Genomic DNA, 14,853 nt, shown 5'->3' on the forward strand with positions numbered 1-14,853 from the left:
GCCCGTGGAACGTGCCGAGGGAGCCCGCGTCCTCGACCGCGACGGCCCGCGCGACCGGTCCGGAGGGCGTCGACGAGCCACGCACGTCCGGCGCTATGGGCGTCGGCTCGCGGGCGCGTCGGCTATGGAGGGGCGATCACGCCTGACGGGGGACGGCTGTAGGGAGCGAGCCGGGCTCGGTGCCGCTGGCCGATCATGGATCTGCGCCTGGTGACGCGGGCCCGCGGCGGGCGACCGGGGCCGGTGAGGCGGGCCGACGGGGGTCTAGGCGGTTGATCAGCACCCGGTGACGCGGTCGATCGGCACCGGACGGCGCGGGCTGGCGCGGTTCCAGGCGGTCGATCAGCGCCTGGTGACGCCGTCGAGCAGCACACGACGGCGCGGCCCGGCGCACCCCCAGGCGGTCGATCAGCACCCGACGGCGCGGGCCGGCGCGGGTCGCTCACGATCGGGCAGCCGGCTCCGCAGCGGACCGGCTGCCGGGCGCACAGCCCACCGCCGTAGACTCCGGCAGGTGAGCACCACCATCGCCCCAGCCGACACCGCACAGCCCGCCCCAGCCGCCCGCCAGCCCCTGCTGCTGCGGCTGGCACGGCCCGGCGCTGCCGTGCTGGCCGGTGTGCTCCTCTATGTGAGCTTCCCGCCGCGATCGCTGTGGTGGCTGGCCCTGCCCGCCTTCGCCCTGCTCGGCTGGAGCCTGCACGGCTGCCGCAGGCTGCGTACCGCCTTCGGTCTCGGCTACCTCGCCGGCCTCGGATTCCTGCTGCCGCTGCTCGTCTGGACCGGCGAGGAGGTCGGCGCGGGCCCCTGGCTGGCGCTGACCGCCGTGGAGGCCGTGTTCGTCGGGCTCGCCTGTATGGGCATCGCCGCGGTGACCCGGCTGCCCGCGTGGCCGCTATGGGGCGCGGCCGTGTGGGTCGTGGGCGAGGCCGCCCGCGCGAGCGTGCCGTTCGGCGGCTTCCCCTGGGGCAAGATCGCGTTCGGGCAGGCGGACGGATTCTTCCTGCCGCTCGTCGCCGTGGGCGGGACTCCGCTGCTCAGCTTCGCGGTCGTCCTGTGCGGCTTCGGGCTGTACGAGACCGTCCGCCGCGCCGTCGAGTACCGCCGCACCGGCAGGCTGCCCCGCAACGCCGCCGTGGCCGCGCTGCTCTCCGTCCTGGTCCCCGTCGCGGGCGCGCTCGCCGCGCTGCCCCTGGTCGACGACTCCGCCGAGGACGGCACCGCGACCGTCGCCGCGATCCAGGGCAACGTGCCGCGCCTCGGACTCGACTTCAACGACCAGCGCCGCGCGGTCCTCGACAACCATGCCCAGCGGACCGAGCAGCTGGCCAGGGAAGTCCGTGCTGGCAAGGCGCCCAAGCCGGACTTCGTGCTGTGGCCGGAGAACTCCTCGGACCTCGATCCGTACCGCAACGGCGACGCGAAACTCGTCATCGACAAGGCCGTACGGGAGATCGGCGTGCCCACGGTGGTCGGCGCGGTCGTCACGCCCGACACCGGCAAGCTCCGCAACACGCTGATCGAATGGGACCCCGAGCGCGGCCCCGTGGACACCTACGACAAGCGCCATGTGCAGCCGTTCGGCGAGTACATCCCGATGCGGTCCGTGGTGCGGATCTTCAACTCGAACGTCGACCGGGTGCAGCGGGACTTCGGCCCCGGCGACAAGGTGGGCGTCTTCGACCTGGCGGGCACCGAGGTCGGCCTGGTCACCTGCTTCGAGGCGGCCTTCGACGACGCGGCCAGGGACACCGTCACCCATGGCGCGCAGCTGATCTCCGTACCCAGCAACAACGCCACCTTCGGGCGCAGCGAGATGACCTACCAGCAGCTCGCGATGTCGCGGGTGCGGGCCGTCGAGCACAGCCGGGCCGTCGTCGTCCCCGTCACCAGCGGCGTCAGCGCGGTCATCATGCCCGACGGGAAGATCGTCCAGCGGACGGAGATGTTCACCCCGGACGCGCTGGTCGCCGAGGTGCCGCTGCGCTCCTCGCTCACTCCGGCCACGCGGATGGGCGTCTGGCCCGAGGCGATCTTGCTGGCGCTCGGCGCGTGCGGCCTCGGCTGGGTCGTCGGACAGACCGTGCGCGCCCGCCGCCGGCAGACCGAAGAGCGGGATCGGGCAGTCGACGCCGGATAGGGTCGAAGGCATGGCAACCCCTGACTTCATCCGCGAGATCCGGGCCACCGCCGGCAACCAGCTGCTCCTCCTGCCGGGCGTCAGCGCGGTCGTCTTCGACGACCAGGGGCGGGTGCTGCTCGGCAAGCGCGCCGACAACGGCAGGTGGTCGCTCATCGGCGGGATCTGCGACCCGGGGGAGCAGCCGGCCACGACGGCCGTGCGCGAGGTGTACGAGGAGACCGCCGTCCGCTGCGTCGCGGAGCGGGTCGTGCTCGTCCAGGCCATGCGCAAGCCGATCACCTATCCCAACGGCGACCAGTGCCAGTACATGGACATCTGCTTCCGCTGCCGGGCGGTGGGCGGCGAGGCGCGCGTCAACGACGACGAGTCGCTGGAGGTGGGCTGGTTCCCGCTCGACGCCCTTCCGGAGCTCAAGGAGTCCGCCGTCTTCCGGATCAAGCAGGCGATGACCGAGGGGCCTGCATGGTTCGAACCCACTGATGAGCAGTGAAGTATGGGCGGTGACCACATCGGTCGGACGGTGATCACTGCCTAGGGTGCCCAGCATGACCGCCCCCACCGCCTCCGCAGTCCCCACCGCGTCCGTCCCCACCGCGTCCGACCCCGCAGCCCTCCGCCGCCCGGCCCGCCCCGCGCACAGCGTCGACCTCGATCTCGGCGGCCGCACAGCCCTCGTCACCGGCGCGGCGGGCGGCATCGGCCGTGCCTGCGCGCTGCGGCTGGCGGCCGCGGGGGCGAAGGTCAGGGCCGTCGACCGGGACGCCGAGGGCCTGGAAGCCCTGTCCTGTCACTCGCTGGATCTGGCCGGAGCCGTCGAACCCCAGGTCCTGGACCTCACCGACCTCGACGCGGCGGAGGAAGCCGCGGCCGGAGCGGACATCCTGGTCAACAACGCCGGGCTGCAACTGGTCAAGCCCATCGAGCAGTTCCCGCCGGATGTCTTCCACACCGTGCTCACCGTGATGCTGGAGGCGCCGTTCCGGCTGATCAGGGGGGCGCTGCCGCATATGTACGCACAGGAGTGGGGCCGTATCGTGAACGTCTCCTCCGTGCACGGGCTGCGCGCCTCCGCCTTCAAGTCCGCCTATGTGGCCGCCAAACACGGTCTCGAAGGGCTCTCCAAGACCGCCGCGCTGGAGGGCGCGCCGCACGGAGTGACGTCGGTGTGCGTCAACCCCGGCTATGTGCGGACCCCGTTGGTCGAGCAGCAGATCGCCGACCAGGCCGCGGCCCACGCGGTGCCCGAGGACCGCGTGCTGGCCGACGTCCTGCTCAAGGACTCCGCGATCAAGCGGCTGATCGAGCCCGAGGAGGTCGCCGAGGCGGTGCTGTACCTCTGCTCCCCGCAGGCGTCCTTCATCACCGGCACCTCGCTCGCCCTCGACGGCGGCTGGACGGCTCACTAGGTCCGGCGGCCCGCTCGCCCGGGTGACGAGGTTGTCCACATCGGCTTCGTTCTCCACAGGGCTGGTGCGTCCCAGCACGGCAGGCAATCCTGTGTCCATGTCCCACGATCAAGCCTCCTACCTGGAGCTCCTCGCACGCGGCGCGGCCGCTGAGGCGTACGACCGGCCGGTGCTGCTGGCCCGCGCGAGCGGCGCCGGACCCGAGACGCTCGCCGCGCTCGAGGACGCCAAGCAGCTCGCGCTGCGGGTGCGCGCCGAGCTGGAAGGGCGGCGGCGCCGCGAGGCGGAGCTCTCCGCGCTCTTCGAGACGGCCCACGACCTGGCAGGGCTGCGCGATCTCGACGCGGTGCTCCGGGCGATCGTGCAACGCGCCCGCTCCCTGCTCGGCACCGAGGTCGCCTACCTCAGCCTCAACGACCCGGCGGCCGGCGACACGTATATGCGCGTCACCGAAGGGTCGGTGTCGGCCCGCTTCCAGCAGCTGCGGCTGGGCATGGGGGAGGGGCTCGGCGGGCTGGTCGCCCAGACCGCCCGGCCCTATGTCACCGACAGCTACTTCGACGACGAGCGCTTCGAGCACACGAGAACCATCGACACGGCCGTCAGAGACGAAGGCCTGGTCGCGATCCTCGGCGTGCCCCTGATGCTCGGCAGCCAGGTCATCGGCGTCCTGTTCGCCGCCGACCGCCGGGCCAGGGTCTTCGAGCGCGAACAGGTCGCGCTCCTCGGCTCCTTCGCCGCGCACGCCGCCGTCGCCATCGACACCGCCAACCTGCTCGCCGAGACCCGCTCCGCACTCGCCGAGCTGGAACGGGCCAACGAGATCATCCGCGACCACAGCGGCGTCATAGAACGCGCCTCGGACGTGCACGACAGGCTCACCGAAGTGGTCCTGCGAGGCGGAGGAGTCCACGACGTGGCCGCCGCGCTCTCCGAAGTCCTCGACGGCGCCGTCGAGTTCACGGACGCCGACGTCGAGGCGGCCGGGGCCGACGGCCGGGCGATACGACGAGGAGAGGAGTGGGTGGCGGCGGTCTCCGCCGGCGGCGAGTTGCTCGGAGCGCTGGTGCTGCACGGCCATCCGGACCTCGACCCGGTCGACCGGCGCACCCTGGAGCGCGCGGCCATGGTCACCTCGCTGCTGCTGCTCGCCCGGCGCTCCGCCCACGACGCCGAACAGCGGGTGCGCGGCGAGCTGTTGGACGACCTGCTCGACGCCCCCGACCGGGACCCCCGGCTGCTGCGCGAACGGGCCGCCAGACTCCGGGCCGACCTCGACGCCCCGCATGTGGTGCTGGCCGCCCGGATCGACGGCGCCCACACCGACACCGTCGAACGGGAGAGCGCCGACCGCCAGCGCCTGTGGTCCGCCGCCAGCCATGTGGCCGCGACCTGCTCGGGTCTGGCCGCTGCCCGCGACGGCGGCACCGTGCTGCTGCTGCCGCTCGGCCCCGGCGACACCGCCGCCGACCTGGCCCGCCAGACCGCCCGGCACCTGGGCGACAGCATGCGGGAGCCGGTCACGGTGGGCGCGTCGTCCCCGGTGGCCGCGCCCGCCCGTGACCCGGCCCCGATAGCCGAGGCGTATGCGCAGGCCCGGCGCTGCCTGGACGCCCTGCGACTGCTCGGCCGCTCCGGACAGGGCGCGGCGGCGCAGGATCTGGGCTTCCTCGGCCTGCTCCTCGCCGACCCGGGCGACGTCGACGGCTTCGTGCGCCGCACGATAGGCGAGGTCGTGGAGTACGACCGACGGCGCGGCACCGACCTGGTGCGCACGCTCGAGGCGTACTTCGCGAGCGGCATGAGCCCGGCCCGTACGAAGGACGATCTGCATGTGCATGTGAACACGGTGGCTCAGCGTCTGGAGCGGATCGGGCGGCTGCTCGGCTCGCAATGGCAGACGCCGGCCAGATCGCTGGAGATACAGCTGGCGCTGCGCCTGCACGCGATGTCCGCCGCGGTCGCCCGCTGACGCCGCGAACGCCACGCGGGCGCGGCCGTTCATGTGCCTACGGCGTTTCCTTCGGCGCCTCTGGGGCTTGAACGGCAGGCGCCTGACGCCCCTCCCGGGCCCCGGACGCGCGGCTGCGCGGACCCACCCGGGGCGGGTCCGCGCGAGCGGACTTCGGGTTCGCCTCCCCGCCTCCCTCGGCTCAGGCGGTCCGAGCGTCGGCGGCGTGGGCGACAGGCGCATCGTCGTGGACCGGCTCCGCCTCGACGGCGTTCAGATCGCGGTTGCGGGTCTCGCGTGCGCAGCCGATGGCCACCACGGTGAGCAGCACGGCGGCGATGACGTACAGCGAGATCGGGGTCGAGGAGTCGTAGTCGGCGAGCAGCGCGGTCGCGATCAGCGGCGCGGGCGCCCCGGCCGCCACCGAGGAGAACTGAGCGCCGATGGACGCCCCCGAGTACCGCATGCGGGTGGCGAACATCTCGGAGAAGAAGGCGGCCTGCGGCGCGTACATCGCACCGTGGAACACGAGCCCGACGGTCACCGCGAGCAGCAGGCTGCCGAAGCTCTTGGTGTCGATGAGAGCGAAGAACGGGAACATCCAGACGCCGACGCCGATCGCCCCGACGAGATAGACCGGCTTGCGCCCGATCCGGTCCGACAAGGCGCCCCAGGCCGGGATCACCGCGAAGTGCACGGCCGAGGCGATCAGTACGGCGTTGAGCGCGGTCTGCTTGCTCAGCTCCACGGCCGTCGTCGCGTAGACGAGGATGAAGGCGGTGATCACGTAGTAGCTGATGTTCTCCGCCATCCGGGCGCCCATGGCGATCAGGACATCGCGCCAGTGGTGCCGCAGCACGGCGACGAGCGGCATCTTCTCGACCTGCCCGGCAGCCGCCTTGCGCTCCTCGGCCTGCGCCAGCGCCGCCTTGAAGACGGGGGACTCGTCCACGGACAGACGGATCCACAGACCGACGATCACCAGCACACCGGACAGGAGGAAGGGGATGCGCCAGCCCCATGAGGTGAACGCGGCGTCCGACAGCAGAGCGGTGAGGGCGGAGAGCACGCCGGTGGCGAGCAACTGCCCGGCGGGCGCGCCGGTCTGCGGCCACGAGGCCCAGAAGCCGCGCCGCTTGGCGTCGCCGTGCTCGGACACCAGCAGCACCGCCCCGCCCCACTCGCCGCCGAGCGCGAACCCCTGCACCAGCCGCAACACGGTCAGCAGCACCGGAGCGGCGCTCCCGATGGTCGCGTGGGTCGGCAGCAGACCGATCGCGAAGGTGGCCCCGCCCATCAGCAGCAGGCTGAGAACCAGCAGCTTCTTGCGCCCCAGCCGGTCGCCGTAGTGCCCGAAGACGAGAGCCCCGAGCGGACGGGCGGCGAAGCCGACGGCGTAGGTCAGAAAGGAGAGCAGGGTTCCGACGAGCGGATCGGACCCCGGAAAGAAGAGCTTGTTGAAGACCAGGGCGGCGGCGGATCCATAGAGAAAGAAGTCGTACCACTCGATGGTCGTGCCGATGAGGCTGGCGGCGACGATGCGCTTGAGCGACGACGGCGCTGGTGGGGCGGATGCGGGGGCGGCCATGGACACCACTTCCGGACGGTTGGCGGGGACGATTCCGTGTCGCCACACCGTAGGAAGTCGCAGGTCAGAGGCGTATGTGGTGGCGCACCATAGTTCAGGGCATGGGAGTGCGCGTACCCACCATGCCGGCTCACGACAGGGCGGTTCAGGGCTCGAAGGTGGTCGAAACGAGTGCTGTCCGTGACGCGCAGTTCGCAGTGATTTGACGTGCGGTGCTGACTCCCGTGCTGACTAGGCGTCTGGGAGCCGTCGACGTGAGGGGGACAGTGGCGGCAGATCGGGACTGGGTAGTCTGGGCGAGACGCCACCCTCAGCCAAATCGACAGAGCCGAGCGAATGCCCATCCGGTTGAATAAAAGACACTTCTTCATCGGCGGTGCTGTAGGCGCGCTGCTGCTGACTTCGGTTTTCTTCCTCGCTTTTATGACGGGTAGCTACTCCGTAGCGGCTGCACCGGACGGGGGGAGCCGGGAGTGCGATTCCGTGGTGGCCGAACTGCCCCGAAACGTTATGAGTAAAGGGAAGCAGGAAACCACAGGTGTCGGCACGGCCGCGTGGGGTGACGGCGGGATTGTCCTGCGATGTGGCGTGACGCCTTTGAAGCCGACGATCAACTTGTGCATGACCGTCGACGGGGTTGACTGGGTTCTCGATGAGGAGAAGGCCAAGGACGGCGGTCCCCGCACCCTCACAACATACGGACGCCATCCCGCCATTGAGGTTACCGTCAACGATTCTGCCCTATCGCCAGGGGACGTCCTAGTGGAGCTTAACCGCGTCGTCAAACAGATCCCTCAGGGGGAGCGCAAGTGCTTTTCTCTCGATGACGTCGATTAAGCCGGACGCGAGTTGAGAAGCAACTCGGGCATGGCTGCAGAAAGCCGCCGGAGTCGTCCTGCCCACTGTGATCGACGCGGCGGGCCGTGACTTCCAGCTCTACGTTCTGTCCGACGGCATCGCCGACCAGGACACCGAAGTCCACAATTTCCTGCTCCCTCTTGTCGTTCCCTCACGGGCCCACATCATCGACACCACCGAGCTGTCACTCTTGGACGCCTTGGGGGTCCGCCTACCGTCCTCGCTGCCGACTCAGGTTGACGTGGCTGGCCGTCGGTGAGAAGGGGGTGCCGCCTGTGGCAGGGCAAGAAGTCGGTCGGCGCGTACGAGCAGCCTGGCCCAGTGCTGTGGGACGCCGACTGTCTCGCCACTCGTATGGCGCTGAGGTTCCGAACGAACGTCGCGGAGGTTCAAGTACGTGCCGTGTCGCTATTCCTAAGATTCGATGGCAGAAGGGAAACCCGGGCTGTTCCTGGACGGATGCACACCAAGGACAACAAACTCGTGAAACAAGAGAAGTCCAGCCGCATGGCCGCCATCGCAGGTACCGGCGCCGACATGGACATCCCCAACAGGGTGATCGGCAATGGCCGGACCGGGCGCGCCCAGGCCCGTCGGATCAAGGTGATCGTTGGCCACCGGGCCACCTCGGTGTCCGTCAGCACCAGCAGCGCGCGCAAGCTGCCTCCGGACAGCCCTGCTCCACTGGAGCCCGCTCGCTGCTGATCAGCCGGTTCCACGCCTTCTGCGCGCCGAGCTCGGAGGCGGCCGAGCGAGGTACAGGGCCGACCTGAAGAGAACCGTCCCAACTTTTCGGCCCCTTTAGTACATGCAAGCAATCAGCTCTTTGATCGTCGAGGAGCCTTTTCCTGAAACCCGGTGGTCGGACAGTGCTGCCGTGGGAAGCGGAGACATGATGGGCCAGAGTCCTTATGACTATGTCGTTGTGGGAGCGGGGACAGCGGGGTGCGTGATTGCCTCCCGGCTTTCGGAACGCCCCGGCGTGCGGGTTCTGCTGCTGGAGGCGGGAGCCCGGGACGCGACCGAGGCGATGGCATCTCCCTGGGGGTTCCTGGGGTTCGACCCGTCATCCCTCTGGCTGGGCGCCTCGACCGTGCAGGCCGGTACAGGCAGGGCCGCTGATGTGCTGCGCGGCAAGGCGCTCGGCGGATCGTCGAGCATCAACGGCCTCTACCACCTGCGGGGGCACCGCTCCGGTTACGACGAATGGCCCGGACTCGGCGCTCCGGGCTGGGGTTTCGACGATCTGCTGCCCTACTTCCGCCGCAGCGAGAGCACTCGCAGTCGTGATGCCTCCGTGCGGGGCACGGACGGGCCGGTCGTGGTCGCCCCGGTTCCGGAACCCCATCCCCTGGCCACGGCGGGCGTCGACGCCGCGGTGCAGGCTGGGTTCACACGCGCCGATGACATCGGCGGCGGGCTGGAGACCGGGTTCGGGTGGAGTGACATGAATCTGCCCGGCGGCGCCCGCCAGAGCGCGGCCGACGCCTACATCCGTCCGTTCCTCGACCGGCCGAACCTGGACGTCGTCACGGACGCGACCGTGCAGCGGCTGCGCATCACCGCGGGCCGCTGCACCGGCGTCGAGTACATCGTGGGTGGCGCGCACCTGTCCGTCGAGAGCGCCGAGGTCATATTGACCGCGGGGGCCATCGGTTCCGCGCACCTCCTGATGCTGTCAGGGATCGGCCCGGCACGACACCTTGGCGAGCACGGCATTGGCGTCGTCGCCGACCTGCCGGGAGTGGGATCCCATCTGCAGGACCATCCGCTGGCGGGAGTGGTGTACGAGGCCAGCCGGCCCGTACCGTTCGTCCCTGCCAACCCGCCGGCCGAAATGATGGGCCTGCTGTACAGCGACCCCGCCGCGGTCCGGCCGGACCTTCAGGTCTACATCGTCGCCGCACCGCTCCCGTCGGCATGGGGCCGGTCGCCGGCCAACGGCTACTCCATCGCCTTCTCCGCGATGGCTCCGCACAGCAGCGGCACCGTGCGCCTGGCGGACGCCAATCCCGCCAGCGCTCCCGTCGTCGACCCCGGCTACCTGAGCGACGAACGTGACCTGGAGGTCATGCGCAAGGGCCTGGCAGCGGCACGCCGCATCGGGGCGGCCGACGCCTTCGCCGACTGGCGCAAGCAGGAAGCGGTGCCGGGCTCCGGGACAAGCGGCGAATCCGTGGAAGAGTTCATCCGCAAAGCCACCGGCCCCTACTTCCACTTCACCGGCACCTGCCGGATGGGAACCGACGCCGATGCCGTCGTCGACCCTGCGAACCTTCGCGTGCACGGGATCGCCGGACTGCGGGTCGCCGATGCCTCGGTGATGCCGTCCATCCCCTCGGCCAACACCAACGCGACCGTCTACGCCATCGCCGAACGGGCTGCCGAACTGCTCGACTGAGCCTTCTTCCGCGCCCACGGCGCTTCCACAACGCGCTTAATCCCCCCGTCGTGCGCCGCATGCGGCCCAGACTCCGGCTCATCGTGGGGCGCTGACGTGCAGGCGCGCGGCCGGCCCCGGCCACGCTGCCCTCCTCCAGCAGCGCGTCGAGCGTGACGGGCAGGTTCACATCCAAACGAGAAGCAACGCACGGTTCGGCTCCGACCGGCCCATCACCCCCTCCTCAGACAGGAGCACCACCATGTCCGAAACGCTTCAGACCACTGGCATTGCCACCTCCGACGCCGACCTGCTCGACCGCACCGCGACCGCCGTGCGCGAGGCCGGTGCGGCGCTGCGCGAGCGCTTCGGCGACGTCGTCCGCTACGAGACCCGCGAGGAGCTGATGCGCGCGCTCGCCGTCAACGACGACACGGCCCTCGACATCTTGCGCCCCCGTCTCACGGCCCTGCGTCCGGAGACCGGTTGGGTGGAGGACGAGCTGGACGGCGGGGCGCTGCCGCCCGGCGAGTGGTGGGTCGTGGATCCGGCCGAAGGCAACGTCAACCACCTGCACGCCCTCCCGGAGTGGGCGGTGACCGCCACCCTCGTACGGGAGAACCGGCCGGTGCTCACGGTGGTCCACCTGCCGTTGACCGGCGAGACCTACACCGCGCGCACCGGCGCGGGCGCCCACCTCGACGGCCGGCCGCTGCACGTCTCCGGCACCGCGGACCTCGGCCTGGGCATCGTGGCCACCAGCCAGGCCCGGCCGGACGAGGACGAGAAGGTCGTACGGCGCGTCGGGTCCTCGATCACCGAGATGCTCTTCGACGCGCTCGTCGTGCGCACCGCCGTGCCCGCGACCCTGCACCTGACGAACGTGGCCGCAGGCCGGATCGACGTCTTCTGGCAGTTCGCCGGCGCCCGGGCGGACCTGCTGCCCGGCGCGCTGCTCGTCACCGAGGCCGGCGGACGGATCTCCGACGCCCAGGGCCGCCCCTGGACCCCGCAGAGCGACAGCTTCCTGGCCGCCGCGCCCGGCGTCCACGCCGAGGCCGTCGCCACGCTCTCCCGCTGACCCCGCACACCACAGCCCGCACCCACGCAAGGACCACATCACCATGACCACGATCGCAGTTCTCGGAAACGGCCGCGTCGGCGGCAACCTGGCCACAGCCCTCACCCGGGCCGGGCACGAGGTGACCGTCGCGGACCGCGCGAAGGGGGCCGTCGCCGACGCTGCCCGGACGGCCCGGATCGTCATCAACGCCACCCCGGGCGCCGGCTCCCTGGAACGTCTCGCCGCCCTGCGCGAAGAGCTGCACGACAAGATCCTCATCGACGTCTCCAACGCCACCGCCGACGGACCGGACGGACTGCCCGCCGACCTCGTCTACCCCGGCTCGAGCCTCGCCGAACAGCTCCAGGAAGCGCTCCCTGAGACGCACGTCGTCAAGACACTCAACACCATGCTCTTCCCGGTGATGACCGCGCCGGCCAAGCTCACCCAGACGCCAACCGCCTTCCTGTCCGGCGAGGACCCGCAGGCCAAGCAGACCGTCCGCGAACTGCTCGTCGACCTCGGCTGGCACAAGGAATGGATCACCGATCTCGGCGGGATCCAGACCGCCCGCGCCACGGAGGCCGCGATCCTGTTCGTCCCGCACATCATCCGGTCCACCGGATTCACCCCCTTCGCGATCTCGATCGCCCGCTGACCGTCGAGCCGCGCAAGCGGCAAGTGTCCGGAGCCGGCCCGGCACGGATGGGTTCCCGGTGGGACAGACCGCGGCAGGCATGGTCCGACCTGGCCGCGGAGTTGACGTCGACAAGAGGTCGTCATGCATGAACTTCCCGAACATCAGAGTTCCGGCGTCCAGGTCGACGTCCGGGTGCGACAGGCTGATCTCGGCCGAGACGGCTCGGCGAGCACGATCGGCACGGCCCGCTGGCTCGAAGACGCCCGGATTCGGCTGCGGCTGCGCCGCTTCGAACGCCTCATCGGTGAAGGGGGGTTCGGCCCGTTCCGGATACTGCTCGTCGGCCAACGGGTCAGCCGACTCGCTCCAGCCGGACCGGTCGGGACCCGCGTGCAGGTGCACACTGGCGTTCGCCGGGTCGGGCGCTCCTCCATCACCTTCGGACAGGAGGTCATGGTCGGCGACAAGCGTGTGGGCAGTGGCGACGCGACGGTCGTGCTGGCCGACGACTCGGGGCCGCTCCGGCTTCCGGACGAGCTGATCGCCGATCTCGACGAGATGCGGCTACCGGAGACAGGGGTGGCAGGAAGGCCGCCGGCTACCCGTCCGCGCCCAGAGCGCCTGCACCGTGCCCACTACTCGTACTGGGCCCCGCTGCGTTCCCGGATCGGTGACGTCGACTCCAACCAGCATGTCAACTTCATCGCGCTGGCCACCTGGTACGACGAGGCCGTCGCCGCATTCACCTTGGACTCGATCGGGACGACGGTCGGGGGCTCGGTGCCGGATCTGCCGCCCTGGTCGTACCAGATCCAGTATCTCGGTGAGGTGACCTACCCGGGCAACTACGAGATCGCGCTCACGGTCCGTTCCGTCGACACCGGGTCTGTGCACTACGAACTCGGTGTCTTCCGAGGCAGCACCTGCCTGGGCGTGGCCGACGCCATCGGCCCACGCGGCGAACTGCGCGTCACTCACTGACCGTTGCCTCCGGCGGAAGAGAAACGAAGCCCGCAGCCGGCAGCTCGGACTCCGGAGGGCCCTCGCTGACGAAGCACTGCCGGTTCGGCAGCGTCGTGGTCGGCATGTAGTGGCCAGGAGCCTGTCGACGAACGACAGCCGGTGCTTCGCACCGGCGCCGAGGCCGGCTTCCGTGACCGCGAGGTGAGCCCGGCCTGATGCCGTACCTGCCGCAACGGCCCCCTCGGCGCCTCGATGGCTCACCGCCAACCGATGCACGAGCTCATAACGGAGGATGGAGCGCGAGCGCGACCCCTGACGGTCAGGCTGCGAGAAGCCTGATCGTCAGGGGTCGCGTCTCTCGTTGCCGAACCGGGCGAACCGACCACCGCGGCGCGTACTCAGGCGATCAGCTCACCTCGCCGCATCAGAAGCATCAGCTCTGCCTCCCGACCGCTGCAATGCGATTCGTCTATAGGAAGATTGGCACGGTATCCACATGAGTCATGGCGTCGTCCTGCGGAACACGATCACCACAGGACGGCGTTGAAGCAATGAAGCACGAGAGGATCGGAAAGGGATGCACGGTACTGGAGCGGAGGTCGACGGCGCGCGCGGGGCGTTCGCAGTGGACTCGACCGCCCCGGGCGCCGCACCGCGGGGACTCGACGTCTTCCGGCGCGGGTGGGAGACGCAGGTCGGCGACGATGTCTTCCAACTGCCGGCTTTCAGCCCGGACACGGTCGGTGACTTCCGGGTCAAGGGCAACGTGGCCAAGGTGCACGGCGCGGCGATCGCCGATCTTCACGCAGCGTCGCCAACCCGGACCGCGGACGTCCCGGGCGGCGATCAGGACCTGGTTGCCATGTACGTCGTGCGGCGCGGCGCATGGACTCTGGGCGGCCCGCCCGGACACGGCGACCAGACCGTGTCGGCCGGACAGTTCCTCGTCCGGCACCTCGGGGGCCTGACCGCCTTCGAGACGACGGCGCACCTCACGGCGAAGTTCCTCGTCCTGCCCCCCGGCGAGCTCAAACCCCTGCTCGGGACCCGGGTTGTCACCGGGCCGGCGGACTCGGCCGAGATGCGCTTGCTGACGGCCCTTACCGACATGATTCACACAACCGTGGCCGACCTCGGCCCGGCCGGTGTGGCAGCTGCCCAAGGCACGCTGATCGAGCTGACCAAGGCGGTGGCGAAGGGCCGGTTCGACGACGTGGAACCCCGGTTGGCTCCCGCGCTCGCCCAGGCAGCCAAGGACCTCGCGGACCGTCGGCTCGCTGATCCCGAACTCTCTCCGGCGATGCTCGCCCGTGAACTCAACGTCTCCGTCCGTACGCTGCACCGGGCATTCGCCGCGGTGGGCGAGCAGGTGACCACCTACATCCGCCACCGGCGACTGCATGAGGCCCGGCTGGCCCTTGCCTCGCCGTCAGGGCGCCTGAGCATTTCGGAACTCGCCGCACACTGGCAGTTCGCGGACGGCAGTCACTTCACCCGAGCCTTCAAGAAGCACTACGGTCAGACTCCCACCGAGTACGCCCGCTCGACCGGAGCAGCCTCGCTCTCGCCGAACCGGCACCCGTCGGGCCGCGGGCCGGCGGAAAGCAAGTGACCAGAGGTATGGCCGCAGTTCAGCGAATGCCGCCGACTCGTGTCCCAGGCAAGGCAGGGCGGCGCTGTGGGCGGCCTGGGCGCCAACTGGCACCGCGGGCAGCCATGGGTGCGGTGGCCGTGGGCGCGGGCACGGCGGAAGAGTTAGCGGGCAGGTCGGCCATGTTCGCAGCCGCCACACGAGCACGTCGCTGATTGAGCCGGCGGTGTCCAGCTCCCGCTCTTCGGCGGCCTCGGCCACTTCGCTCAC

The 14,853-nt window shown here is 70.4% G+C and carries 13 protein-coding genes and 1 pseudogene; 12 read left to right on the plus strand and 2 right to left on the minus strand.

Going from position 1 to position 14,853, the window contains the following annotated elements; all coding sequences use genetic code 11:
* Nucleotides 1–514 precede the first annotated feature (514 nt).
* The 4 genes from lnt (at nucleotide 515) to AB0M39_RS18735 (ending at nucleotide 5,521) form a co-directional block, all read left to right on the plus strand.
* A complete protein-coding gene (gene lnt / locus AB0M39_RS18720) occupies nucleotides 515–2,140 on the plus strand; it encodes an apolipoprotein N-acyltransferase (RefSeq protein ID WP_365365592.1) in 1,626 nt (541 codons plus the stop codon).
* Between the two features lie 10 nt (nucleotides 2,141–2,150).
* Nucleotides 2,151–2,633 carry an NUDIX domain-containing protein gene (locus AB0M39_RS18725; protein ID WP_365365595.1) on the plus strand — a complete coding sequence of 161 codons (483 nt, stop codon included), beginning with the start codon at nucleotides 2,151–2,153 and terminating at the stop codon, nucleotides 2,631–2,633.
* A gap of 55 nt (nucleotides 2,634–2,688) precedes the next feature.
* Nucleotides 2,689–3,549 carry a 3-hydroxybutyrate dehydrogenase gene (locus AB0M39_RS18730; RefSeq protein WP_365365597.1) on the plus strand — a complete coding sequence of 287 codons (861 nt, stop codon included), beginning with the start codon at nucleotides 2,689–2,691 and terminating at the stop codon, nucleotides 3,547–3,549.
* Between the two features lie 97 nt (nucleotides 3,550–3,646).
* The gene (locus AB0M39_RS18735; RefSeq protein WP_365365599.1) at nucleotides 3,647–5,521 is read left to right on the plus strand and encodes a GAF domain-containing protein; all 1,875 of its coding nucleotides are present in this window, start codon (nucleotides 3,647–3,649) and stop codon (nucleotides 5,519–5,521) included.
* A gap of 181 nt (nucleotides 5,522–5,702) precedes the next feature.
* Here AB0M39_RS18735 and AB0M39_RS18740 read toward each other — a convergent pair whose 3' ends face one another.
* Complete coding sequence (locus AB0M39_RS18740; RefSeq protein ID WP_365365601.1) at nucleotides 5,703–7,088, minus strand: MFS transporter; 1,386 nt, start codon at nucleotides 7,086–7,088, stop codon at nucleotides 5,703–5,705.
* 336 nt (nucleotides 7,089–7,424) lie between these two features.
* Here AB0M39_RS18740 and AB0M39_RS18745 point away from each other — a divergent pair, with 336 nt between their 5' ends.
* The 4 genes from AB0M39_RS18745 (at nucleotide 7,425) to AB0M39_RS18760 (ending at nucleotide 10,347) form a co-directional block, all read left to right on the plus strand.
* Nucleotides 7,425–7,925, plus strand: coding sequence for a DUF3515 domain-containing protein (locus tag AB0M39_RS18745; RefSeq protein WP_365365603.1), 501 nt, complete (start codon nucleotides 7,425–7,427; stop codon nucleotides 7,923–7,925).
* A gap of 67 nt (nucleotides 7,926–7,992) precedes the next feature.
* The gene (locus tag AB0M39_RS18750; RefSeq protein WP_365365605.1) at nucleotides 7,993–8,205 is read left to right on the plus strand and encodes a hypothetical protein; all 213 of its coding nucleotides are present in this window, start codon (nucleotides 7,993–7,995) and stop codon (nucleotides 8,203–8,205) included.
* A gap of 200 nt (nucleotides 8,206–8,405) precedes the next feature.
* Nucleotides 8,406–8,651: a hypothetical protein gene (locus AB0M39_RS18755; protein WP_365365607.1), complete on the plus strand. Its 246-nt coding sequence runs from the start codon at nucleotides 8,406–8,408 to the stop codon at nucleotides 8,649–8,651.
* Between the two features lie 103 nt (nucleotides 8,652–8,754).
* A complete protein-coding gene (locus tag AB0M39_RS18760) occupies nucleotides 8,755–10,347 on the plus strand; it encodes a GMC oxidoreductase (protein WP_365365609.1) in 1,593 nt (530 codons plus the stop codon).
* A gap of 43 nt (nucleotides 10,348–10,390) precedes the next feature.
* On the opposite strand, the pseudogene AB0M39_RS18765 reads toward AB0M39_RS18760, so the two are convergent.
* Nucleotides 10,391–10,522 (minus strand): annotated as a pseudogene (locus tag AB0M39_RS18765) (LysR family transcriptional regulator); the annotation flags it as partial.
* Nucleotides 10,523–10,588: 66 nt separating this feature from the next.
* Between AB0M39_RS18765 and AB0M39_RS18770 the strand changes: the two are divergent.
* The 4 genes from AB0M39_RS18770 (at nucleotide 10,589) to AB0M39_RS18785 (ending at nucleotide 14,604) form a co-directional block, all read left to right on the plus strand.
* Nucleotides 10,589–11,407: a 3'(2'),5'-bisphosphate nucleotidase CysQ gene (locus tag AB0M39_RS18770; protein ID WP_365365611.1), complete on the plus strand. Its 819-nt coding sequence runs from the start codon at nucleotides 10,589–10,591 to the stop codon at nucleotides 11,405–11,407.
* Nucleotides 11,408–11,450: 43 nt separating this feature from the next.
* Nucleotides 11,451–12,047 (plus strand): NAD(P)-binding domain-containing protein, encoded by a 597-nt coding sequence (locus AB0M39_RS18775; protein WP_365365613.1) that lies wholly within the window; start codon nucleotides 11,451–11,453, stop codon nucleotides 12,045–12,047.
* 123 nt (nucleotides 12,048–12,170) lie between these two features.
* Nucleotides 12,171–13,010 carry a hypothetical protein gene (locus tag AB0M39_RS18780; protein WP_365365615.1) on the plus strand — a complete coding sequence of 280 codons (840 nt, stop codon included), beginning with the start codon at nucleotides 12,171–12,173 and terminating at the stop codon, nucleotides 13,008–13,010.
* 607 nt (nucleotides 13,011–13,617) lie between these two features.
* On the plus strand, nucleotides 13,618–14,604 hold the full coding sequence (locus AB0M39_RS18785; protein ID WP_365365617.1) for a helix-turn-helix domain-containing protein: 987 nt from the start codon (nucleotides 13,618–13,620) through the stop codon (nucleotides 14,602–14,604).
* The last annotated feature ends 249 nt before the right edge of the window (nucleotides 14,605–14,853 follow it).

This window comes from Streptomyces sp. NPDC051907 (genome assembly GCF_040681075.1).
Classification (GTDB): Bacteria; Actinomycetota; Actinomycetes; order Streptomycetales; family Streptomycetaceae; genus Streptomyces.